The following is a 22,082-nucleotide window of genomic DNA, read 5'->3' on the forward strand; positions in this document are numbered from 1 at the left end:
TTTTCGTTCATAAGTCATACTTCATCAGCAAAAATGTCCGCGTATGGGATACAAGTGCGGACATTTTTGCCTGTTATGCACCCGGCACCAGCAGACGCCGGGCTTTGTCGATGGTGGTCGTCCCCTCGGCGAGGTCGTTGGCTGCGAGCATCTGCCCCGGCGAAACATGGTAGTGCTTCGCGATGGCGAACAGTTCCTCCCCCGCTTGGGCGTAGTAGATGCGGAGGGAGATCTCCGGGTCGGCGGGGGCCAGCTTCTCCCCCAGCGCAAGGTTGCCCACGCAGCTGCTCACACTGCGGCGGAGCACAGCACCTTCCACCCGCACGGTCACCGAGACATCCAGTGCCCCGCCCGTGCATCTGCATTGCAGGTTCTCTGTGCTCAGCCAGCACTCCGGGTAGAGCACGGCCTCCTCCGGCGCATCCGTCGGCAGCGGCAGCGCAAGCTCCAAAGTCTTCTCGTAGCTTTCCAACTCGGCAAGGCTGTTCTCCCCAAAGGCCGTCACCACGACCCGCGCCGTCAGCGCCCAAGATTTCCCCTGCCAGAGAAGCTGCGCCGGGCCGATGGAGGCAAAGCACGCAAGGATCTTTGCCCCGGCATCCGGCAGCGGGCCGGAACCGGTCAGGGTCGTTGTTTCGTTCAGGGCGCAGAGCAGCGATTCGGTGGGCACCGTCTGGGGAACCGGGTCTGTTTCGTACTGGGTCGAAAAGGCATCCGCCACGCATTGCAGCTGGTAGGGCCGCCACGCCCGCAGCCGGAGCATGACCGTTGCGCTGAGGGCACTGGGCGCATCCCCCTCCCCCTGCGTGACCGTAAAGCCCACCGGCTCGGCCACGCAAAGGCAGCGGCAGTCCTCGCTGAGGCCCTCCACATCCAGCACCTGATTGAACGGCAGCTCCACACTCTGACTCTGCAAGGTGTTGTCCCCCTCGGCCCGCCACGCACAGAGAACGGAGAGCGTTCCCTTGGCCACGGCCTTGGCGTTGAGCACCTTCAGGTCATGGACGGACACGGTCCCCGCAAGGTCCAGAATCGCGGCGGGCAGCGACGGAAAGGCCAGCTCCCCTTCCACCGTGACCAGCTTATCCAGCACGGCGGTGCGGCGGACTCCTTCCAGCGTGGTCAGCCGCTGCTCGATGCCGCCGTCCGACAGGGCCGTGATGACCTCGGTTTTCAGTTGGGTGTAGACCGACGCCACCAGCCCGAAAGCTCCCCGCACCTCTACACGGCGGGGCGTGACCGAACGGCAGTTCAGATATTCCGTCTGCCCTTCCACCTGCGCCGTCCATGCCGTAAAGGTGAACTCCGGCAGCTCCAGCACCTTATTGAAGGGCAGCTTCTGCTCGGTCTGGCAAAGGCCCGCATCCTCCTCGCCCTGATAATAAACGATGCAGCGCAGATAGCCCTCCAGCGTCAGCTTGCCGGTCTGCAATTGCTTTTGCAGCACCACCGGCTTCGCAAAGCATTTGACCAGCTTGAACACCGGCGGCAGATAATCGGAAATCAGAATTTCTGTTTCCAGCGGGAGCTCCGCTTTGACGGTGCAGTCTGCCCCCGCCGCCGGCAGCGCGTCCCGAAAGATCTTCAGTTCCATCCTGTGCGCTCCTTTCCTGTCCGTTTGGCATAGCACATACCAGAGCATATGCGCGTTTCCCCGCCGCTATGCGCAAAAACGCCGCCGCACAGCGTTTCCACTGCGCGGCGGCGTTTCACAAATCAGGAAATGAGAAACCCTGAATTATTCAGCGGCCTTTGCTGCCTCGACCTGCTTGATCAGCTCAGGCACGACCTTGAACAGATCGCCGACGATGCCGTAGTCAGCCACACCGAAGATGGGAGCGGACTCGTTCTTGTTGACGGCGATGATGCACTCGGAATCCTGCATACCAGCAGTGTGCTGGATGGCACCGGAAATACCCAGAGCAACGTAGATCTTGGGGTGGACGGTCTTACCGGTCTGACCAACCTGATGGTCAGCGCTCATCCAGCCAGCATCGGTGACGGCACGGGATGCGCCGACAACACCGCCGCCCAGAGCGGCAGCCAGCTGCTCAGCCAGCTCGATGCCCTTGTTGACGTCCTTGCTGATGCCACGGCCAACGGAGACGATGACATCTGCACCGATCAGATCGACCAGCTTCTCAGCAGCCTTCTCGACGCTCAGGACCTCGGTCTTGATGTCGGAAGCGGCCAGCTCGAAGGCGGGCTTCACGATCTGGCAAGCGTCTGCCTTGGCCTGATCGAAGGGAGCCTTCTTCATGACACCGGGACGGACGGTGGACATCTGGGGACGGAAACGGGGGCAGATGATGGTAGCCATCAGGTGACCGCCGAATGCAGGACGGGTCATCTTCAGGTTGCGATCCTCATAATCGAATTTCTGCTTGGACAGGTCGATGGTGGAGCTCTCCTTCAGGAACTCGACATACTTTGCGGTGTCGATGTCCAGATGGGTGGCATCCGCAGTCAGGCCGGTGTGCAGACGAGCTGCGCAACGGGGGCCCAGATCACGGCCAATGTTGGTCGCACCGATCAGCAGGACCTCAGGCTTGTACTCGTTGACCATGTCGCAGACGACCTTGGCGTATGCGTCAGTGGTGTAGTCCTTCAGCAGCGGGCTGTCGCAGACCATGACCTTATCGGCACCATAGCCGCCCAGCTCTTTTGCAATGCCGTCCACGTTGTCGCCCAGCAGCAGACCGGTGACTTCGCAGCCCAGCTCGTCAGCCAGCTTGCGAGCCTCGCTGACCAGCTCAAAATCGGTGGACATCAGTTTGCCTTGGCGCTGCTCACAGAATACCCACACGCCCTTGTAATCGTTAAAATCAGCCATTGTATTCCTATGCTCCTTTCATCAGATCAGGTGCTTCTTGGCCAGAATACCAGCCAGCTGTGCGGCGGTGTCGTCGCCCGTCAGCATGGTGCCTGCGCCCTTCTGCGGAGGAGTGAAGGACTTAAAGACGTTCGTCGGCGAGCCCTTCAGGCCGATGGTATCGACCTCGATCAGCGGATCGTCCTTCAGAGCGTTGTAATCAAACACTTCCATGGGCTTGTCGTAGCAGGTGAAGATGCCGTTGACGCTCATGTAACGGGGCTGGTTCAGCTCCTTGATGCAGGTCAGCAGGCAGGGAGTCTGGACCTTGACCATCATGTAGCCGTCTTCCAGCATACGCTTCACGGTCAGGGTGTTGCCATCCTTCTGGATGTCGGCAACGTAGGTGACCTGCGGCAGATGCAGCTTTTCAGCGATCTGGGGGCCGACCTGTGCGGTATCGCCATCGATTGCCTGACGGCCGCAGAAGACGACATCCTCCGGGCCAACGCCGATCTTGTTGACAGCCGCAGCAAGGATCTGGCTGGTTGCGAAGGTATCGGAACCGCCGAACTCACGGCCGGAGACCAGAACAGCCTTGTCCGCACCGCGGGCCAGCAGCTCACGCAGCATGCCTTCGGCCGGAGGAGGACCCATGGTAACAACAACGACTTCGCAGCCGGTGGCGTCCTTGAGCTTCAGGGCAGCCTCCAGAGCGTTCAGGTCATCGGGGTTGGTAATAGTGGCCATAGAGGCACGATCCAGCGTGCCATCCGCCTTGACGGCCACCTTACCGGAGGTATCAGGAACCTGCTTTACACAAACGATTGCTTTCATTGTAAATCTTACCTCCCTTACTTCAGCAGCGCGCCGGAAATGACCATCATCTGCACTTCGCTGGTGCCCTCGTAGATCTCCGTGATCTTGGCATCACGCATCATGCGCTCGATGGGATAGTCACGGGTGTAGCCGTAACCACCGAACAGCTGCAGGCAGCGGCGGGTCACGTCGCTTGCGGTGCGGGCGGCGATCAGCTTTGCCTGAGCAGCCTCGACGCTGTAGCGGACCTTCTTGCCGTCCATGGCCTCCTGCTTCTTCAGAGCGGCAGCGTAGACCAGATACTTGGCAGCCTCGACGCGGGCCTTCATCTCAGCCAGCTCGAACTGGGTGTTCTGGAAAGCGGAGATGCTGCGGCCGAACTGCTTGCGCTCCTTGACGTAAGCAACGGTCTCTTCCAGAGCGCCCTCGGCGATGCCCAGAGCCTGAGAAGCGATGCCGATACGGCCGCCGTCCAGCGTAGCCATAGCCAGCTGGAAGCCCTTGCCGCGCACGCCCAGCATACGATCCTTCGGGATCTTGCAGTCCTCGAAGATCAGCTCACAGGTGGAAGAACCGCGGATGCCCATCTTGTCCTCAGCCTTGCCGACGGAGAAGCCCGGATCGGTGCGCTCCACGATGAAGGCGGAGCACAGCTTGGTGGGACGGCCCTTCTTGTCGAGCACGTGGTCGGTGACAGCGATGACGATGAAGACATCAGCGAAACCTGCATTGGTGATGAAGATCTTGGAGCCGTTCAGCACCCAGCAATCGTCCTCTTCCTTTGCAATGGTCTGCTGGCCCTGTGCATCGGTGCCGGCACCCGGCTCGGTCAGGCCGAAAGCGCCCAGCCACTCGCCGCTGCAGAGCTTGGGCAGGTACTTAGCCTTCTGCTCCGGGGTACCATTCTCATAAATGGGAGCAGCACACAGGCTGGTGTGAGCAGAGACGATGACACCGGTGGTGCCGCAGACCTTGCTCAGCTCTTCCACTGCCATGACGTAGGACAGCACATCGCCGCCGGCGCCGCCGACAGAGGTGGGGAAATAAATACCCATCATGCCCAGCTTGCCCATCTTCTCGACGGTCTCTTTGGGGAAGTACTCTTCTGCATCAACTTTCTTAGCCAGAGGCTTGACTTCGTTCTCAGCAAACTCGCGGTACATTTTCTGCACCATCTGCTGCTGCTTGGACAGAGTAAAATCCATCGCTATATCCTCCTAACGGGTCTATTTTTCATAGGCCGGGCGCTTTTTATGGCGAACCCGGTTTGCAAACAAATTCCTCCCGACCGCTTTCCCCGCAGCCGGGAGAAATGTTTTCAAAGATTACAGCTGATCGACCGGGGTCTTGGTGCGGTCTGCGTTATAAACGTAGAAGCCCTTGCCGGTCTTGCAGCCCAGATTGCCGCCGCGGACCATCTTGCGGATCAGCGGGCAAGCACGATACTTGCTGTCGCCGGTCTCGTGGTACAGAACGTCCATGATGGCGAGGCAGATGTCCAGACCGATGAAGTCGCCCAGCTCCAGCGGGCCCATGGGGTGATTTGCACCCAGCTTCATGGCGGTGTCGATGCCAGCGATATCGGAAACGCCCTCCATCTTGATGAAGGCTGCTTCGTTGATCATCGGGATCAGGATGCGGTTGACGACGAAGCCGGCAGCCTCGTTGACCTGAACAGGGTTCTTGCCGATAGCGACGGAGATCTCCTTGATCTTCTCGACGGTCTCAGCGGGAGTGTTGCAGCCAGCGATGACCTCGATCAGCTTCATGCGGTCAGCGGGGTTGAAGAAGTGCATACCGACCAGCGGGCGGCTCAGGCCCTTGCCGATCTCGGTGATGGACAGAGAAGAAGTGTTGGAAGCGAAGACGCACTCCGGCTTGCAGATCTTATCCAGCTCACCGAACGTGGTCTGCTTGACCTTCATATCCTCGAACGCAGCCTCAACGACCAGATCGCAGTCTGCGCACAGGTCTTCCTTCAGGCCCGGAGTGATGGCAGCGACGATCGCGTCTGCCTTCTCCTGCGGGATCTTGCCCTTCGCAACCAGCTTGTCGTAGCCAGCCTTGATCTTAGCGAGGCCCTTCTCGGCCCACTCCTGCTTGATGTCGCACAGAGCAACGGTGTTGCCCTCGACCTGAGCGAATGCCTTTGCAATGCCCTGACCCATCGTGCCAGCGCCAATAACACCGATCTTCATAGGATATCTCTCCTTTATTTCATTGAACTTCCGTTCCCCGGCTCCCTCTCCGGCAGGAACCGGGCAGCAGAAGCTTAAAATTACAAATTCAAATTAGTTGTTGGTAAAAACAGCCTTGGGCTTCGGTTTCTCACGGGAAAGGAAGCATGCCATGCCTTCCTTCTGGTCGTGGGTCTCGAAGCAGTCGCCGAACAGCTTTTCCTCAACTTCGACTGCCTTCTCGATGGGGAGGCTGATGCCGCCGTTGATGGCCTTCTTGCAGTTACGCACTGCAATGGGTGCGTTCTTTGCGATCTTGCCCGCCAGCTTCAGGACGTTCTCCATCAGCTCAGCCTGAGGATACACGGCGTTGACCAGACCGATGCGGTAAGCCTCATCCGCCTTGATGTTCAGAGCGGAGTAGACCAGCTGCTTTGCCATGCCCATGCCGACCAGACGAGCCAGACGCTGGGTGCCGCCGAAGCCCGGCGTGATGCCGAGGCCGACTTCCGGCTGGCCGAACACAGCGTTATCGGAGCAGATGCGGATGTCGCAGCTCATAGCCAGCTCGTTGCCGCCGCCCAGTGCGAAGCCGTTGACGGCTGCAATGACGGGGATCGGGAAGCTCTCGATCATCAGGAACACATCGTTGCCCAGCTTGCCGAAGGCCTCGCCTTCTGCCTTGGTCATGGTGCTCATGGAGCCGATGTCCGCACCGGCCACGAAACTCTTGTCGCCTTCGCCGGTCAGGACGATGCAGCGGATGGTTTCCTGATCCACTGCCTCAAAAGCAGCCTTCAGGTCAGCCAGAACTTCGGGGTTCAGCGCATTCAGTGCCTTCGGGCGGTCGATGGTGATGATCTCGACGGCGCCCTGCACCTCGGTTTTAACAAATGCCATTGTGAAGACCTCCATTCAAAGTCTTATTCTCAGCCAAGAACAGCCCCCGTGCAGGAGGAGTTGCTCCTGCACGGGCCGTTCTGAAATCTGGAGTGCCTCCAGTAATTAGTCCATCTCGACGATGGTAGCGCAGCCCATGCCGCCGCCGATGCACAGGGTAGCCAGACCCTTGTGAGCGCCGCGGTGCTTCATCGCATACAGCAGGGTGACGAGGATACGAGCGCCGGAAGCGCCGACCGGGTGGCCCAGAGCGATTGCGCCGCCGTTGACGTTCACCTTGCTCATGTCGAAGTTCAGTGCCTGACTGACGGCCACAGACTGAGCAGCGAAGGCCTCATTGGCCTCGATCAGATCCATATCAGCAACGGTCAGGCCGGTCTTCTTCATGACCTTCTTGGTAGCAGCGATGGGGCCCAGACCCATGACTTCGGGCTCGACGCCAGCCAAAGCACCAGCGACCCAAGTTGCCAGCGGGGTGACACCCAGCTCCTTAGCCTTCTCCTCGCTCATGACGACCAGAGCAGCAGCGCCATCGTTGATAGCGGAAGAGTTGCCGGCGGTCACGATGCCGTCCTTGGTGAAAGCGGGCTTCAGGGTACCCAGCTTCTCGACCGGGGTCAGACGGGGGCCTTCATCGGTATCGAACACGGTGTCGCCCTTCTTGCCCTTGATGACGACAGGAACGATCTCGTCCTTGAAAGCGCCGTCCTTGATGGCCTTGTCAGCCTTGACCTGACTGTTGTAGGAGAACTGATCCAGCTCCTCACGGGTGATGGGGTTGTAGCCGTACTTTTTCTGATAGGTCTCGTTGGTGCAGACGTTCTCAGCGGTCATGCCCATGTGCTTGTTGAAACCGGTTGCATCCCACAGTGCATCGTTGACCATGGTATCGACCAGCTCGCTCTTACCCATGGGGGCGCCCATGCGGTAGCCGTAGCGGCCCTTCATCATTGCGAAGGGAGCCATGTCCATGTTCTCCATACCACCGGCGACCACGATATCCGCATCGCCAGCCTCGATCATCTGGGCAGCCATGTTGACGCAGTTCAGACCGGAGCCGCAGACCACGTTGACGGTGACGGCAGGAGTCTCGATGGGCAGACCAGCCTTCAGGGAAGCCTGACGTGCAACGTTCTGGCCCAGACCAGCCTGAATGACGCAGCCCATGTAAACATGATCCACCTGCTCCGGTGCGACATGTGCACGCTCCAGTGCCTCCTTGATAACGATGGAGCCCAGCTCTGCTGCGGGGACGTTGGCAAGAGTGCCGCCGAATTTACCGATCGCGGTACGGCATGCAGATGCGATAACAACTTTCTTCATGTTAGTAGCCTCCTGATTTGTGTATGTTGGTGAATTTTAGGAACCTAGTTTATCGAAACGCCCGAAGCGTTTGCACATAAGGATCAAGCCTTCAAGGCTCTTCCCCGTTCGCCCGGCGCTCGGCCATCTTCTTGATGACGGCGGCCTCGACATTCGGGGTGACGAACTTGGAGATGCTGCTGCCGTAGCGGGCAGCTTCTTTCACGATCGTCGAGGAAAGATAGCTCCATTTGATGCTGGTCGCAAGGAACATCGTCTCGATGCCGGGCATCAATGCGTGATTGGTCTGAGCAAGCTGGATCTCGTCTTCGAAATCCGTGACCGCCCGCAGCCCCCGCACCATAACCGAAGCGTGGCGCTTTTTTGCGAACTCCACGGTCAGGCCGTCGAAGCTCTCCACGGAGACGTTCGGGATGTCCTTGCAGCACTCCTGCAACAGCACCACCCGCTCCTCTACGGTAAACAGAGGATGCTTCGCGCTGTTGATGAGCACCGCCACGATCAGGTGATCGTTGATCTTCGCGGCACGCTTGATGATATCGAGATGTCCTTTGGTGACCGGATCAAAGGATCCGGGATAAACTGCTGTTGCCATCGTGTCCTCCTTGATGCGCTCTCGTATGAAAAGCGCGTTTGGTTTTGTCATGATAGCACTTTCCAGTTCCGGGTGCAAGGGGCGCTTTCCTGCGGCACACATCATCGTTAATTTTTAAACGATTCATGCCGTGCGTCCGCACTGCGCCCTGCTACGCTATAAGTAAACCATATCGTCAAAATTTTATCAAGTCATTTTTCAAAAAATTTGTTTCCCCTGTACCAAAGAATCCGGTTGAATCGCTAAGAATTTTAGTTATGTTGCCATCCAGCTACTTTTTTGCACCGAATTGGCGCGAAAGTATTGATTCTCCTTTTTGTTAATGTTATAACTAAGTTATCGGATTGTAAGAGTTTACAATTCCTTTATGTTATTGTAGGAGAGGATGGTTTATAATGGATTACACGGAATTGTATGCGCAGAAGAAAATGACCGCCGAGCAGGCCGCTGCTTTGGTCAAGAGCGGCGACTGGGTGGATTATGGCTGGGCCGTGAACACCCCGGTGGCTGTGGATGCTGCCATCGCAAAGCGTCTGCCTGAATTGGAGAACGTCAACTTCCGCGGCGGCATCCTGATGTGGGTGCCGGAGATCTTCCAGATCGACGACCCCGCTGCCCATATGACATGGAACAGCTGGCACATGAGCGGCATCGAGCGCAAGGCCATTGCGCAGGGCTTCTCCTTCTACTCCCCCATCCGCTATTCCGAGCTGCCCCGCTACTACCGCGACAGCACGGACCCCGTGGATGTGGCGGTCTTTCAGGTGACCCCGATGGACGAGCACGGCTATTTCAACTTCGGCCCCAGTGCTTCCCATCTGGGTGCCGTCTGCGAAAAGGCCAAGAAGATCATCGTGGAAATCAACACCAATATGCCGCGCTGCCTCGGCGGCACCGAGAACTGGGTGCACATCTCGCAGGTGGCCGGTGTGGTGGAGGGCAATAACCCGCCGCTGGGCCAGATGGCCGCTCCCGGTGCAGCCACCGAGGTCGATCTCGCCGTGGCAAACCTCATCGTCCCGCAGATCCCCAACGGCGCTTGCTTGCAGCTGGGCATCGGCGGTATGCCCAACGCCATCGGCAACCTGATCGCTCAGAGTGACCTGAAGGACCTCGGCGTGCACACCGAAATGTATGTGGACGCCTTTGTGGATATCGCCAAGGCGGGCAAGATCACCGGCCGCCACAAGAATCTGGACAAGGGCCGTCAGGTCTACGCCTTCGGTGCCGGCACCCAGAAGATGTACGATTACCTCGACAACAACCCGGAGTGCATGGCCGCTCCCGTGGAGTACACCAACGACATCCGCAGCATCTCTGCCCTCGACAACTTCATCTCCATCAACAACGCCGTCGATATCGACCTGTTCGGTCAGGTTAACGCCGAGAGCGCGGGCATCAAGCACATCTCCGGCGCAGGCGGCCAGTTGGACTTCGTTCTGGGCGCATACCTTTCCAACGGCGGCAAGAGCTTCATCTGCCTGTCCTCTACCTTTATGAACAAGAAGACCGGCAAGGTCGAGAGCCGCATCCGCCCCACGCTGGAAAACGGCAGCATCGTCACCGATACCCGTGCCAACATCCACTATCTGTGCACCGAGTACGGCTGCGTAAACCTGAAGGGTCTGACCAGTTGGGAAAAGGCAGAAGCTCTGATCAGTGTTGCACACCCCGATTTCCGGGATGAGCTGATCGCCGAAGCTGAAAAAATGCACATTTGGCGCCGGAGCAACAAGCGCTGAGCGACGCCGCGGGAGTTCCTGCTGCCCGCGGCAGGAATGGAGTTTGCAAACATGATGGACAAAAAGCCACACATCAAGCCATACCTTTACGGGATGCTCGCGGGGTTCGGTGCCATTGCACTGAGCATCATCTTCTTCTTCCTGATCTACCGTTTTCAGGGCTTTGGGAACGCGATCTCCAAGGTGACGGGCATCCTGATGCCCTTCATCTACGGCGCGGTGATCGCCTACCTGCTCAAGCCGGTCTGCAACACGGTGGAGAATTTTCTCCGCCGCTTGCTGCCGGAGAAGATGGGCAGCACAGCCAATATGCTGGCCGTGGCGTTCTCGCTGCTGTTCGGCATCCTCGTTGTCTACGCCCTGTTCATGATGATCGTGCCGCAGCTCGTTACCAGCGTGACCACGCTGTATTACACCGCGCGGAACAACATCCGGGACTTTGTGGACTGGGCCTCCAAGCAGGAGATCATCGCCAGCAACGAACAGCTGCTGGACTTCATTGAGACCTCCTACGACAAATTGCAGGCCAATCTGGACACATGGGTGAAGGAGACCGTTCTCCCCTCCATGCAGAGCATCCTGAGCGGTGCAGCCGTCGGCGTGATGAGCTTCGTGGCCTTCCTGAAGAACCTTGTCATCGGCCTGATTGTCTCGGTCTATCTGCTGGCCAGCCGGAAGAAGTTCGGCCAGCAGGGCAAGCTGATCCTCTACAGCCTTGTCAAGCGCCGCTGGGCCGACCTCTTTCTGGACGAGATCTGCTACGCCGATAAGATGTTCGGCGGCTTCATCAATGGCAAGATCTTGGATTCCGCGATCATCGGCGTGCTGTGCTACATCGCCTGTCTGATCTTCAAGTTCCCCAGTGCCCTGCTCGTCTCCGTCATCATCGGTGTGACGAATGTCATCCCCTTCTTCGGTCCCTTCATCGGTGCCATTCCTGCCACCCTGCTCATCCTGATCCAGAATCCCATCAAGGCGCTCTGGTTCGTTCTCTTCGTGCTGGTTCTGCAGCAGGTGGACGGCAACATCATCGGACCCAAGATCCTCGGCAACACCACCGGCCTTTCGAGCTTCTGGGTGCTCTTCGCCATCCTGCTGTTCGGCGGCCTGTGGGGCTTTGTGGGCATGATCATCGGCGTGCCGCTCTTTGCCGTCATCTATGACGTCATCAAGAAACTGGTCCTCCACGGCCTGAAACGCAACGAAGAGCTGGAAATGGTCACCACCTACCACGACCACTTCGGCGACCCCGAAGACGAATAACACGGTTTTCTTTCAACGCTCTGCCGCCCACCCGACGGCAGAGCGTTTTTGACGCAAAAATGCCCCGCCATCCCATATAGGACGGCGGGGCATTGCAGTTTCCGGTGAACTTACTGCTGATTGGGCTTCCAATCTTTATAGTTCTCGTAGCGGCTCTCGCGGATCTTGGTGTGAGACCAGATCTCGTCTGCCATGGGCTGCCAGTTGTCGGCGTAGGCCTTGCACTTGTCACACAGGTGATCCACCGTCTCCGGGCTCTGGAGGTCGGTGCTGTGGGCACCGGTCTCGTGGACCATCTTCTTCAGCAGTTCGGGGTTTTCCAGCATGGGGCAGGGACGCAGGTGGTTCTTGTTGAAGGGCTGGCCGTTGTGGTAAGCCATGAACAGCGGGCTCTGCAGGATCTCCAGAATGCTGCTGTCGTGGATATTGGCATTGGAGTAGTGGATGAAGACGCAGGGCTCTGCATCACCGGCCGAGTTGATGTGGAAGTAGTTGCGGCCGCCCGCGATGCAGCCGCCGACGAACTCGCCGTCGTTCTGGAAGTCCATCGGGTAGAACGGGATGTCGCATGCCTCGCTGCGCAGGTAACGGATGCGGTCGATCATGTACTTGCGCTGCTCCGGGGTGGGCATCAGTTCAGGGGCGGCCTCGTTGCCCACGGGCATGTAGTGGAAGTAGAAGCCGAAGTGGGCACCCTTGTCGCAGAGGAAGCGCATGAAGTCATCATTGGTGACAGCCTCAATGTTGGCGCTGGTGTAGCAGATGGAGGTGCCGAACAGGATACCGTACTGCTTGAGCAGATCCATGGCGTGCATGACGGCAGCGTAGTGGCCCTCCCCACGGCGGGCATCGTTGGTCTCCGGGGTGCCCTCAATGGACAGCATGAAGGCGATGTTGCCCAGACGGACGACTTCTTTGCAGAAGGGCTCGTCGATCAGGGTGGAGTTGGTGTAGATGGCGAACTGGACGTCGTTGTGCTTCTCGGCCAGCTTCAGGATATCAGCCTTGCGCACCAGCGGCTCGCCGCCGGTCAGCATATAGAGGTACACCCCCAGCTCCTTGCCCTGCGAAACGATCTTGTCCATATCGTCAAAGCTCAGGTTGTTCTTGTTGCCGTACTCACCGGCCCAGCAGCCGACACAGTGCATGTTGCAGGCAGAGGTGGGGTCAAACAGGATCAGCCAAGGTACATTGCATTGGTACTTGACGCGGTTCTCGCGGATGGTCTTGGTGCCGCGGAAGAAAGCCTCGTAGCCGAGGTTCAGGGCCGTGGTGCGGGCCACATTGGGGTTCAGCTGGTTCAGCACACAGTTGATGAGCTTAGACCACTTGCTGTCCGGGTCCGTCAGGGTCTGCTTGGCGTGTGCGTAGGTCTCGTCGCTGAAGGAATTGCCGTAGAACTGCTTGGAGAGATCGACGATCTGACCAACGGTCTTAGCGGGGTCTTTCTCGGCGTGGGAAAGCACGAGATCTACAGTCTTGCCCAGTGCAGCACGCTGCATCTTGTGCGTCAACGAATCAAATGCGGTATTCATTCCAATTTCCTCCAATGCTTTTGATACGGGGAAGAGTCTCCCCTGCCGGAATCCAAATCCGGCGGTCAAATGATCTTATATTCCTGCAGCAAGCGGCCGAGGTCGGTCTCCTGCAGTTTGTCGAGCACTTTGTCCAGCGCGAACCGCTTGGCCCAGCTCATTTTCAGGTCACTCAGCGGGCGGCCGTCCCGGAGCTGGACAGCGGCGTTCAGCAGGTCGCGGACGTCGTAGGTGCTGCCCCAGACTTCCGGCACGCCGCGGTCGATGTCCAGCAGCGTATAGACCGCTTCCATGCCGGTGCGCATCGAATACTCGGTGGTGAAGATGGTATCCCGCGGCGTTTCGGCGAACTGGCCGAGGAAGGCAAAGTTGACCGCACCCTCCGGCACCACCGCCGGGCGGTCCCCCGCCTTGCGCGGCATGAAGAACGCCGTGATGTAGGGCATCATCACCGGCACAGTGTTGGCGCTGTGCTCTGCCAGATCCTCGATCTGGGATTCCGGCACGCCGAGGTGATACAGCCACTCCATGCAGATCTCCTTGCCGGTGCAGTCCCGCATGGGCTTTTTGACGTAGTTGCCGGGCTTATCGCTGAACAGGCCGTAGAGCCAGCCCACGAGCTGCCCTTTCGGCTGATCGCGGAACTGGGGCTGGCGGTTGAAGGTCCAGCTGAGCAGCCAGTTCGAGTCCCGCGCGGTCACGATGCCGCCGGTGACGACACCGCCGCTGAAGGGGTCGCGCTGGCAGATGTTCTGGATGTAGGGCACGATCCGCTCGTCCAGCGTGGTGATCGTAGCGCTCATCCAGTTGGTCTGCTCCGGGTCGGAGCAGAAGACCTCCGGATGGCCGAAGGCTTCATCCTGCGCGGCGATCTTCTTCCACAGGTCCCAGCCGCTGCCGGGGCGCAGAGCAGGGTCGAAGTCTGCGGGCTGATCCTGCGCACCGATGGAGGTGCTCTCGACGCAGCCGCCGTTGGTGATGAAGACCAGATCGTTTTCGGTCAGGTCCACCCGCTCCTCGTGCTCGTCCACCAACAGGCAGATGGTCTTGGCCTGTTTGCGGCCCTCCGCGATCTCGAACTCAATGTTCGTGACCTTGGTGTTGTAATGGAACCGGACGCCGTACCCTTCCAGATAGCGGATCATGGGCAGGATCATCGACTCGTACTGGTTGTACTTGGTGAACCGAAGCGCCCGGAGATCCGGAAGCCCTCCGACATGGTGGATGTAGCGCTTGAGGTAGAGCTTCATCTCCAAGGCGCTGTGCCAGTTTTCAAAGGCGAACATGGTGCGCCAGTAGAGCCAGAAGTTCGAGGAAAACACCTCATCGTCGAACACATCGGTGATGCGCTTTTCGTACAGTTGCTCGTCCGGGGTGAAGAAGAGCTTCATGATCTCCATGCAGCCCCTGTCCGACAGGCCGAACCTGCCGTCGGTGTGGGCGTCCTGCCCCTGCTTTTCCGTCACGCGGCAGAGCGAGTAATTCGGGTCCTTTTTGTTCAGCCAATAATACTCATCCAGCACGCTCACGCCATCGGTCTCGATGGACGGGATGGAGCGCAGCAGATCCCACATCACCTCGAAATGGTTGTCCATCTCCCGCCCGCCGCGCATCACATAGCCGATGCCGGGGTATTGATAACCGTCGCATGCGCCGCCGGGGATGGGCCCTTTTTCAAAGATGTGGACATGTTCGCCCTTCATCTGGCCGTCCCGCACCAGATAGCACGCCGCAGTCAACGCGGCCAGCCCGGTGCCGACGAGGTAGGCCGACTTGCGGTCTACATCTTTTGGTTTCAGCGGACGCGCAAATGCTTCGTAGTTACCACTGGAATAATACATGTTATTCCCTCCGTTTGTTGTGGTTTCGTTGGGTATAGTTTGCGCTGATAACACTGTATCATTTTATCAAAAAAGGTTCCATAAACAGAAAAAGCACCGTGATGGAAAACCCATCACAATGCTTCTTCTGCTCAAATTTTCATCAATCGTCCAGATCCGACGGACTGCGGTCCGTGCGGAACCGGCGCAGCGCCCGCTGGAATTCGCCGTGGAGAAGGATGTTCAGCCGTTCCGTCATCCGGACGGGGTCCTCCTTCATGTCCCTGCGGATCCATTCCAGCGTCATGCCCACCAAGGCGTACTTATAGAAGTCTACGATGAACTGTTCGTCGGCGTCCTGCACCGTGATGCCCTGCATCCCCCGGTCCAGAAACTCCCGCAGCATGGGGTCCAGTATCCTATATAAGTACTGTTCCACCTGCTCCCGGCTCATCGAGCGGTAGACGTTCATGACCAGAACCTTGTTCTCCTGCACCTGACGCAGGAGATCGAGGTAAGCCTCCGACCACGTATCGAACGTGGGCTTTTCCTCCAGCGCCTTCGCAGCATCCTCGACCATGATCCAATCCACAAGGTCGTAGATATCCTTGAAGTGGTAATAGAACGTCATCCGGTTGACACCGCAATCCTCGGTGATATCGTTGATCGTGATCTTGTTCAGCGGTTTCTGGAGCAGCAGCTTTTTCAGCGATGCCTCCAGCGCTCTCTTTGTCGTCTGTGACACAAATTCCATCCTTTCCCAGCAGCGCCGCGCGCACCGCTGTCCGTGGTGGCTGGCCGTTCGGCCAGAGAAGTGAGAACACTTCCTTTATAATATACCGCCTCCGGGGGGCTTTTGGCAAGTGAAAGTTTCACTTTTTAGGCAAATTTTCTGTTGCAAAGTCTCCCTTCTGCGAAATTTTCACCATTCTGCTCGCTTTTTCGTCCCGTTTCCGGAGCATTCTTCCTGCAGAATCCGCCCTTCCCTCTTGATTTTCGGCCCCGGTGTGCATACAATGGAGACGGGAGACGAATGGTGTCTCCCGCGATAGAGCGGAACACGGAAAGAAGGTTTTTGATATGATCAGGACCATTGGATTTTTAGGCTGTGGGAATATGGGCGGTGCCATCGCGCGCGCCGTCTGCAAAGCGACCGACCCGCAGAACGTTTATCTGGCCAACCGCACTGCCGCCAAGGCCGAGGCACTGGCCGAGGAACTGGGCTGCAAGACCACCGTCAACGACGAGGTCGCCGGGCGGTGCGACCTGATCTTCCTCGCGGTCAAGCCGCAGATGATGGAAGCCCTGCTGGCCCCGCTGAAGTTCACGCTGAACGAGCGGCCCGGCCGGTTCATTTTATGCAGCATGGCAGCTGGCCTTTCCATCCCACGGATTCAGGAGATGGCGGGCGAAGATTACCCGGTCATCCGCATCATGCCCAACACCCCGGCCTCCGTGGGCGAAGGGATGATCCAGTATTGTTCCAGCCATGTCACCGCCGAGGAAGAGGCTGAATTCTGCAAGCTGATGGCCCCCGCCGGCCGGCTGGACCCGGTACCGGAAGCCCTCATCGACGCGGCCAGCTGTGTTTCCGGCTGCGGCCCGGCATGGGTGTATCAATTCATCGAAGCGCTGGCAGACGGCGGCGTAGCCTGTGGGCTGCCCCGCGCCAAGGCGCAGGAATACGCCGCCCAGATGGTGCTGGGCAGCGCAAAGCTGGTGCTGGAAAGCGGCAAGCACCCCGGCGAGCTGAAGGACGCCGTGTGCAGCCCCGGCGGCAGCACCATTCAGGGCGTCCGGGTGCTGGAAGAGCGCGGGTTCCGCGGCGCGGTGACGGACGCCGTCCTCGCGGCCTACGACAAGACAAAAGAGATGGGAAAGGGTTAAGTTTATGCGAATCGTCGTCAAAATCGGCACATCCACCCTCGCATACCCCACCGGGCGGCTGAACATCCGGCTGACCGAAACCCTCGTCAAGGTCCTGAGCGACCTGAAGAACGCCGGGCACGAGATCATCCTCGTCTCCTCCGGTGCCATCGCAGTGGGGTTCGGCAAGCTGCTGCTCCCCTCCCGCCCCACCGAGATGTCGGTGAAACAGGCGTGCGCCGCTGTGGGCCAGTGTGAGCTGATGTACACCTACGACCGGCTGTTCACGGTCTACAACCACACCGTTGCGCAGATCCTGCTGACCGGCGCGGACATGGAAACGCCCGACCGGCGGCAGAATTTCCAGAACACCCTGACCCGGCTGCTGGAAATGGGGGCCCTGCCCATCATCAACGAAAACGACACCGTGTCCACCGATGAGATCACCTCCATCGGCGACAACGACACGCTGGCCGCCATCGTCAGCCACTGCATCCACGCCGACCTGCTGGTCCTGCTGAGCGACATCGACGGCCTTTACACCGCGAACCCCCACACTCACCCGGAGGCCCAGCTCGTCCCGCTGGTGGAGGAGATCACGCCGGAGATCCTCGCGCTGGCCGATGGGGCTGGTTCGGCGCTGGGCACCGGCGGCATGTCCACCAAGCTCCGCGCCGCAAAGCTCGTGACGGCAGACGGGGCCGATATGGTCATCGCCAACGGCTCCCACCCGGAGCTGCTGTACGATATTGCCGAGGGCAAACCTGCGGGCACCCGCTTTGCGGGCCATAAGGAGGGCTGAACCATGACGACACAGGAAATTCTGGAAGCTGCCCGCGCAGCAAGATCCGCACTGGCGCTGGCGGACGGCCAGACCCGGACACAGGCGCTCTGGGGCATGGCGGACTGGCTCTGCCACCCTGACCAGATGGACGCCATCCTCGCCGCCAACGCGGAGGACATGGCCGCCGCCAAGGGGCACATTTCCGACGTGATGCTGGACCGCTTGGCCCTGACGCCGGAGCGCATCGGCGCCATGGCGCGGGGCATTCTGGACGTTGCCGCCCTGCCCGACCCGGTGGGAGCCGTGCTGAACCGCATCCAGCGCCCCAACGGGCTGCTGATCGAAAAGATCGCCGTGCCCATGGGCGTCATTGCCATCATCTACGAGAGCCGCCCCAACGTGACCAGCGACGCCGCCGCCCTTGCCATCAAGAGCGGCAACGCCTGTGTGCTGCGCTGCGGCAAGGAGGCTTGGCGCTCGGCCCACGCCATCGTGGAGGCGCTGCGGAAGGGGCTGCAGGAGAATGGTCTGCCCGAAACCGCCGTCTCCCTCATCGAGGACACCACCCACGCCTCCGCCAACGCCCTGATGACGGCGGTGGGCTATGTGGATCTGCTCATCCCCCGCGGCGGGGCCGGGCTGATCCGCGCCTGTGTGGAAAACGCCAAGGTTCCCTGTATCCAGACCGGCACCGGCATCTGCCACATCTTCGTGGACGATTCCGCCGATCAGGACAAGGCGCTGAACATCATTGAGAACGCCAAGGCCAGCCGCCCCAGCGTCTGCAACGCCGAGGAAGTCTGCCTTGTGCATTCCGCCATCGCCGCCCAGTTCCTGCCCAAGCTCGCCAAGCGTCTGGGCGAGGAGCGCACGGCCAAAGGGCTGCACCCGGTGGAGCTGCGGTTGGACCAGCGGGCAGCGGCCCTTATCCCCGGCACCCCCGCCGGGCCGCAGGACTTCGACACCGAATTCCTCGACTACATTCTGGCCGTCAAGGTCGTGGACAGTGTGGAGGAAGCCATTGGCCACATCGCCGAGCACTCCACCGGCCACAGCGAAGCCATCCTGACCCAGAACGAGGCCCACGCTTCCCTCTTCACGGCGGCCGTGGACAGCGCGGCGGTCTATGTCAACTGCTCCACCCGCTTCACCGACGGCGGCGAGTTCGGCCTTGGCTGTGAGATGGGCATCTCCACCCAGAAACTCCACGCCCGCGGCCCCATGGGCTTGCAGGAGCTGTGCAGCTATAAGTATGTCATCCATGGAGATGGACAGATCCGGTGATCGATCTTACTCCCCCAGCCACCGCAAAGCAGTGGCCGGGGGAGTTTTGTTGTTTTGCACTTTTGTTTTGTCCCATGGACTGTTTTTTCATCGAAAACAGTTTCGCTCGATGCTTCAAAAGTATTTTTCGTATTTATGGATGGTTGCATCCAAGTTTTCTCTATTCTCCACAAAAACAAAGTCATACTTTCGGGATATAAACCATCAAAAAAGACGATTTTTCTCTTGACAAGGCCTATTTTGGCGCGGTAAAACTATATTGGAACATATGGAATCAGTTTTATAGGTTGAATTGTTCAAATTTGAAATTGTTCTTCCCTGAACTTCAGTTCAAAAAAGCATATCCGCCTTCAGACATTAGGAAAGGGAGAGAGTGAATATGACGATCGCAATCCTCGCACACGATTCCCGCAAAGAACTCGCGCTTCAGTTCTGTACCGCCTACAGTGGGATCCTTTCCCGCAACACGGTCATCGCCACCGGCACCACCGGCCGGATGCTGAATCAGACCACCGGCCTCCCGGTCCATTGCTACCTCTCCGGCCGTCTGGGCGGTATCCAGCAGATCGCCGCCCGCGTCGCCTGTGATGAAGTGGATCTGGTCCTCTTCTTCCGCGACCCGCTCAAGGCGGACAGCGGCAGCTCCATCGAGCAGAATCTGCTCCGCCTGTGCGATATGCACAGCGTGCCCATCGCCACCAACATCGCAACCGCCGAAGTGCTGCTGCGCGGCTTGGATCAGGGCGACCTCGACTACCGCGAAGGGATGCACCCCGCTATTGTCGAGCCGCTGGCCCCGGTCACCCGCGCCGTGTGCTGAAAAGCCGCTTGCCTTTGATTTTTGTGTATAGAGGGAAAAGAAACAGCGCCGCAGAAGGTTTTTGGTCTTCTGCGGCGCTGCGTTTTTATGCGGTTTTGGAGAGAATGCTTACTCCAGACCAGCCATCTGCTTGACGGCCTTCATGGCGAAGGTCAGGGTGCGGCCCATGGCCACGCCTGCCATGAGGCAGGGGTAGTTGTTGGCGAAGAAGGAGCCGGACATATCGCCGGTGACATACAGGCCGGGCATGGGCTTATTGTCGCTGTCCAGTGCCTGACCCTTCTCGTTGATGGCAATGCCCTGCTCGGTAGTCAGCAGAGAGGCGCCCAGCCAGCAGCCATAGAAGGGTGCGGTGCGGATGGCGCTCAGGCGGTAAGCGGGCTTGCCGAAATCCTCGTCGTTCTGCTGGTCGTACAGCTCGTTGTAGCGGTCCACGGTGGCAAGGAAGGTCTCCTTAGCCTCACCCGTGAAGCCAAGCTTGTCCGCCAGCTCCTCGATGGTGTCCGCCTTGAAGAAGCAGCCCTCTTTTTCTGCATTCTCCATCTGGCTCTTGATGTAGTCCTCACCGGCGTTGCGGGTCTGTGCGGAGCAGCCGATGGTGTGGAAGCGCTTGACGTCTTCCAGAATGTTGGCGTCGCAGATCTGTGCGTAGACGTGGCCCGGCTGGTGGGCAGCGGCGTAGACGATATCGTTGTAGGGGCAGCTCTCATTGGCAAAACGCTCGCCGTCCCGGTTGACCTTCAGGAAGGGCTGGGTACCGGGGTTGTACTGGCGGATCTTGCCGGGGAAGGCCTTGCCTCCAAAAGCGTTCTCGCTGTCCACATAGCCAGCATCCACGCCGGGGGCCACGATGCCGCGGTCGAACAGCATGGGAGCGGCTTCCTTGTCGAGGTTTGCACCGGCCCAGACGGCGGCACGGATGCCGTAGCCCTTATCGGCCGGAGAGTAGGAACAAGCGGTGGTGACGGAGGTACCCAGCGGGTCCAGCTGCTCCATCATGTAGGGGTTGCCGGGGAAGCCGCCGCAGGCCAGCAGCACACCCTGATTGGCGTTGTAGCGGATGAAGTGGTCGTCCTCAGTGCTCTGGGCGATGACACCGGTGATGCGGCCGGAGGAATCCTTCTCCAGCTTGGCAAGGCTGGTCTTGAAGTCGATGCCGTAGCCCAGCTCCTCAATGTACTGCTGCAGGGCTTCGTTGCGCTGCAGCCCGGCAGCAGACTCGCTGGCGCGGTAGTTGTGCTCCTGCACGGGGTAGAGATAATCGGTGTTGTGCTCGGCGTTCTCGGCGGGCCAAGCAGCCTCAGCACCAGAAGTAAACTCGCACTCCCAGCCGAACTTATCTTCCAGAATGCTGCGCATGAAATCGTGCATGGCAGCAGACTCGTTGATCCAAGTCTTGACAACGCGCTGGTCACACTTGCCGGAAGCATAGCGGGAGATCTCGCTCAGCAGCTTGGCCTTATCGGTCGCGGGGGCACCGGCGGCTTTGGCAGCAGCGGAGTCGATGGCGCCGTACCAGTGGCGGGTGTCCTGCACTACAGCATTCTGCTCGATGATGCGGAAGTTCAGGCCGTTGGCGGCTGCATAAGCGGCAGCAAACATACCGCCGTTGCCTGCGCCCACGATGAGGATGTCGGTGTCCACGGTCTCGGTGATGGCGGCCTCGTCGATATCAGGCTCCTTGCCCAGCCAATCGGTCTCGTCGCCGGTGGGCAGTTGGACGCTGGACACGGTAGCTTCGCCCTTGGCCTGTGCAAAGCAGCTCTTGGCGGCCTTCATGACAGCCTCGGAGGTCACGGTGGAGCCGGACACGCCGTCGATCTCGGCAGAACCGGCAGCCAGCAGCTGCTCCTTGAGCTGGTCTGCAGCGGCAGCGCCGTAGGAAGCGGTCTCGCCGGAGGTATCGACCACCACATTGGTCACAGCGCTGTCGGAGAAGGTCATGGTGACCTTGACGGTGGAGGAAATGCCCTCTGCGGTGCCCTCATAGGTGCCGGGGATGTAGGTGCCGGCGGGGGCCGCTGCGCTGGAAGCGGCGGTGGAGGAGCTGGCGGAGTTGCAGGCAGCCAGTGCACCGGCGGTAACACCGGACATGGCCGCAGCGGCCGCGATCTTCAGAAAACCTTTGCGCGAGATCTTGTTCATTGCGGGAGTTCCTTTCTTCTCTTCTTCGTGTGTTCTTCTTGTGTTCTTCGTTTACCTTCTACTTCAATCGAATCGCGCGGCATCTGGGGCCGCGCGCACTTCGTTCGATAATAATTTAACACAAAGTTTACCCCATGTCCTTTAAGAATCTTTAAGGTTCTCAGCCGCTTCCTTGCCATAAAATGCTGCTTTTGCTC

Annotated in this window: 18 protein-coding genes; 6 read left to right on the forward strand and 12 right to left on the reverse strand. The window is 59.3% G+C overall.

Going from position 1 to position 22,082, the window contains the following annotated elements:
- Positions 1-73: 73 nt before the first annotated feature.
- The 8 genes from C4N23_RS01840 to coaD form a co-directional block, all read right to left on the reverse strand.
- Positions 74-1,594 carry a DUF3794 and LysM peptidoglycan-binding domain-containing protein gene (locus tag C4N23_RS01840; protein WP_112143647.1) on the reverse strand — a complete coding sequence of 507 codons (1,521 nt, stop codon included), beginning with the start codon at positions 1,592-1,594 and terminating at the stop codon, positions 74-76.
- Between the two features lie 144 nt (positions 1,595-1,738).
- Complete coding sequence (acrA, locus tag C4N23_RS01845) at positions 1,739-2,833, reverse strand: acryloyl-CoA reductase electron transfer subunit beta (protein ID WP_112143649.1); 1,095 nt, start codon at positions 2,831-2,833, stop codon at positions 1,739-1,741.
- Positions 2,834-2,854: 21 nt separating this feature from the next.
- Positions 2,855-3,649 (reverse strand): acryloyl-CoA reductase electron transfer subunit gamma, encoded by a 795-nt coding sequence (acrB, locus tag C4N23_RS01850; RefSeq protein ID WP_055187894.1) that lies wholly within the window; start codon positions 3,647-3,649, stop codon positions 2,855-2,857.
- A gap of 17 nt (positions 3,650-3,666) precedes the next feature.
- Positions 3,667-4,836, reverse strand: a complete 1,170-nt coding sequence (locus C4N23_RS01855) for an acyl-CoA dehydrogenase (protein ID WP_055187892.1) — start codon at positions 4,834-4,836, stop codon at positions 3,667-3,669.
- Between the two features lie 120 nt (positions 4,837-4,956).
- On the reverse strand, positions 4,957-5,829 hold the full coding sequence (locus C4N23_RS01860; protein WP_055187891.1) for a 3-hydroxyacyl-CoA dehydrogenase family protein: 873 nt from the start codon (positions 5,827-5,829) through the stop codon (positions 4,957-4,959).
- Between the two features lie 93 nt (positions 5,830-5,922).
- The gene (locus C4N23_RS01865) at positions 5,923-6,708 is read right to left on the reverse strand and encodes an enoyl-CoA hydratase-related protein (RefSeq protein ID WP_112143651.1); all 786 of its coding nucleotides are present in this window, start codon (positions 6,706-6,708) and stop codon (positions 5,923-5,925) included.
- 105 nt (positions 6,709-6,813) lie between these two features.
- On the reverse strand, positions 6,814-8,031 hold the full coding sequence (locus C4N23_RS01870) for an acetyl-CoA C-acetyltransferase (RefSeq protein ID WP_055187887.1): 1,218 nt from the start codon (positions 8,029-8,031) through the stop codon (positions 6,814-6,816).
- 91 nt (positions 8,032-8,122) lie between these two features.
- Positions 8,123-8,626, reverse strand: a complete 504-nt coding sequence (gene coaD / locus C4N23_RS01875) for a pantetheine-phosphate adenylyltransferase (RefSeq protein ID WP_055187885.1) — start codon at positions 8,624-8,626, stop codon at positions 8,123-8,125.
- A gap of 395 nt (positions 8,627-9,021) precedes the next feature.
- Here coaD and C4N23_RS01880 point away from each other — a divergent pair, with 395 nt between their 5' ends.
- Both C4N23_RS01880 and C4N23_RS01885 read left to right on the forward strand, forming a co-directional pair.
- Positions 9,022-10,368, forward strand: a complete 1,347-nt coding sequence (locus tag C4N23_RS01880) for a butyryl-CoA:acetate CoA-transferase (protein ID WP_112143653.1) — start codon at positions 9,022-9,024, stop codon at positions 10,366-10,368.
- Between the two features lie 36 nt (positions 10,369-10,404).
- Positions 10,405-11,631: an AI-2E family transporter gene (locus C4N23_RS01885; protein WP_242983699.1), complete on the forward strand. Its 1,227-nt coding sequence runs from the start codon at positions 10,405-10,407 to the stop codon at positions 11,629-11,631.
- 110 nt (positions 11,632-11,741) lie between these two features.
- Here the strand turns inward: C4N23_RS01885 and C4N23_RS01890 are convergent, their stop codons facing one another.
- The 3 genes from C4N23_RS01890 to C4N23_RS01900 all read right to left on the reverse strand — a co-directional run bounded on the left by C4N23_RS01890 (position 11,742) and on the right by C4N23_RS01900 (position 15,731).
- Positions 11,742-13,166 carry a radical SAM/SPASM domain-containing protein gene (locus C4N23_RS01890; RefSeq protein ID WP_112143655.1) on the reverse strand — a complete coding sequence of 475 codons (1,425 nt, stop codon included), beginning with the start codon at positions 13,164-13,166 and terminating at the stop codon, positions 11,742-11,744.
- A 65-nt stretch (positions 13,167-13,231) separates the two neighbouring features.
- A complete protein-coding gene (locus C4N23_RS01895) occupies positions 13,232-15,007 on the reverse strand; it encodes an oleate hydratase (RefSeq protein WP_112143657.1) in 1,776 nt (591 codons plus the stop codon).
- A 142-nt stretch (positions 15,008-15,149) separates the two neighbouring features.
- The gene (locus C4N23_RS01900) at positions 15,150-15,731 is read right to left on the reverse strand and encodes a TetR-like C-terminal domain-containing protein (RefSeq protein ID WP_112143822.1); all 582 of its coding nucleotides are present in this window, start codon (positions 15,729-15,731) and stop codon (positions 15,150-15,152) included.
- A gap of 335 nt (positions 15,732-16,066) precedes the next feature.
- Between C4N23_RS01900 and proC the strand changes: the two genes are divergently transcribed.
- The 4 genes from proC to C4N23_RS01920 all read left to right on the forward strand — a co-directional run bounded on the left by proC (position 16,067) and on the right by C4N23_RS01920 (position 19,740).
- Positions 16,067-16,873 carry a pyrroline-5-carboxylate reductase gene (gene proC / locus C4N23_RS01905; protein WP_055187877.1) on the forward strand — a complete coding sequence of 269 codons (807 nt, stop codon included), beginning with the start codon at positions 16,067-16,069 and terminating at the stop codon, positions 16,871-16,873.
- A gap of 4 nt (positions 16,874-16,877) precedes the next feature.
- A complete protein-coding gene (gene proB, locus C4N23_RS01910) occupies positions 16,878-17,654 on the forward strand; it encodes a glutamate 5-kinase (protein WP_112143659.1) in 777 nt (258 codons plus the stop codon).
- A gap of 3 nt (positions 17,655-17,657) precedes the next feature.
- Positions 17,658-18,920 carry a glutamate-5-semialdehyde dehydrogenase gene (locus tag C4N23_RS01915; protein ID WP_112143661.1) on the forward strand — a complete coding sequence of 421 codons (1,263 nt, stop codon included), beginning with the start codon at positions 17,658-17,660 and terminating at the stop codon, positions 18,918-18,920.
- Between the two features lie 379 nt (positions 18,921-19,299).
- Positions 19,300-19,740, forward strand: a complete 441-nt coding sequence (locus tag C4N23_RS01920; RefSeq protein ID WP_112143663.1) for a methylglyoxal synthase — start codon at positions 19,300-19,302, stop codon at positions 19,738-19,740.
- A 108-nt stretch (positions 19,741-19,848) separates the two neighbouring features.
- On the opposite strand, the gene C4N23_RS01925 is transcribed toward C4N23_RS01920, so the two are convergent.
- Positions 19,849-21,885 (reverse strand): FAD-binding protein, encoded by a 2,037-nt coding sequence (locus tag C4N23_RS01925; protein ID WP_112143665.1) that lies wholly within the window; start codon positions 21,883-21,885, stop codon positions 19,849-19,851.
- Positions 21,886-22,082: the final 197 nt, after the last annotated feature.

It is taken from the genome of Faecalibacterium hattorii (assembly GCF_003287455.1).
Lineage (GTDB): Bacteria > Bacillota > Clostridia > Oscillospirales > Ruminococcaceae > Faecalibacterium > Faecalibacterium hattorii.

Bases quoted from the DNA above. Each gene is read 5' to 3' on its own strand.
- C4N23_RS01840 (WP_112143647.1), bottom strand. From the start codon at position 1,594: ATGGAACTGAAGATCTTTCGGGACGCGCTGCCGGCGGCGGGGGCAGAC.
- acrA (WP_112143649.1), bottom strand. From the start codon at position 2,833: ATGGCTGATTTTAACGATTACAAGGGCGTGTGGGTATTCTGTGAGCAG.
- acrB (WP_055187894.1), bottom strand. From the start codon at position 3,649: ATGAAAGCAATCGTTTGTGTAAAGCAGGTTCCTGATACCTCCGGTAAG.
- C4N23_RS01855 (WP_055187892.1), bottom strand. From the start codon at position 4,836: ATGGATTTTACTCTGTCCAAGCAGCAGCAGATGGTGCAGAAAATGTAC.
- C4N23_RS01860 (WP_055187891.1), bottom strand. From the start codon at position 5,829: ATGAAGATCGGTGTTATTGGCGCTGGCACGATGGGTCAGGGCATTGCA.
- C4N23_RS01865 (WP_112143651.1), bottom strand. From the start codon at position 6,708: ATGGCATTTGTTAAAACCGAGGTGCAGGGCGCCGTCGAGATCATCACC.
- C4N23_RS01870 (WP_055187887.1), bottom strand. From the start codon at position 8,031: ATGAAGAAAGTTGTTATCGCATCTGCATGCCGTACCGCGATCGGTAAA.
- coaD (WP_055187885.1), bottom strand. From the start codon at position 8,626: ATGGCAACAGCAGTTTATCCCGGATCCTTTGATCCGGTCACCAAAGGA.
- C4N23_RS01880 (WP_112143653.1), top strand. From the start codon at position 9,022: ATGGATTACACGGAATTGTATGCGCAGAAGAAAATGACCGCCGAGCAG.
- C4N23_RS01885 (WP_242983699.1), top strand. From the start codon at position 10,405: ATGGAGTTTGCAAACATGATGGACAAAAAGCCACACATCAAGCCATAC.
- C4N23_RS01890 (WP_112143655.1), bottom strand. From the start codon at position 13,166: ATGAATACCGCATTTGATTCGTTGACGCACAAGATGCAGCGTGCTGCA.
- C4N23_RS01895 (WP_112143657.1), bottom strand. From the start codon at position 15,007: ATGTATTATTCCAGTGGTAACTACGAAGCATTTGCGCGTCCGCTGAAA.
- proC (WP_055187877.1), top strand. From the start codon at position 16,067: ATGATCAGGACCATTGGATTTTTAGGCTGTGGGAATATGGGCGGTGCC.
- proB (WP_112143659.1), top strand. From the start codon at position 16,878: ATGCGAATCGTCGTCAAAATCGGCACATCCACCCTCGCATACCCCACC.
- C4N23_RS01915 (WP_112143661.1), top strand. From the start codon at position 17,658: ATGACGACACAGGAAATTCTGGAAGCTGCCCGCGCAGCAAGATCCGCA.
- C4N23_RS01920 (WP_112143663.1), top strand. From the start codon at position 19,300: ATGACGATCGCAATCCTCGCACACGATTCCCGCAAAGAACTCGCGCTT.
- C4N23_RS01925 (WP_112143665.1), bottom strand. From the start codon at position 21,885: ATGAACAAGATCTCGCGCAAAGGTTTTCTGAAGATCGCGGCCGCTGCG.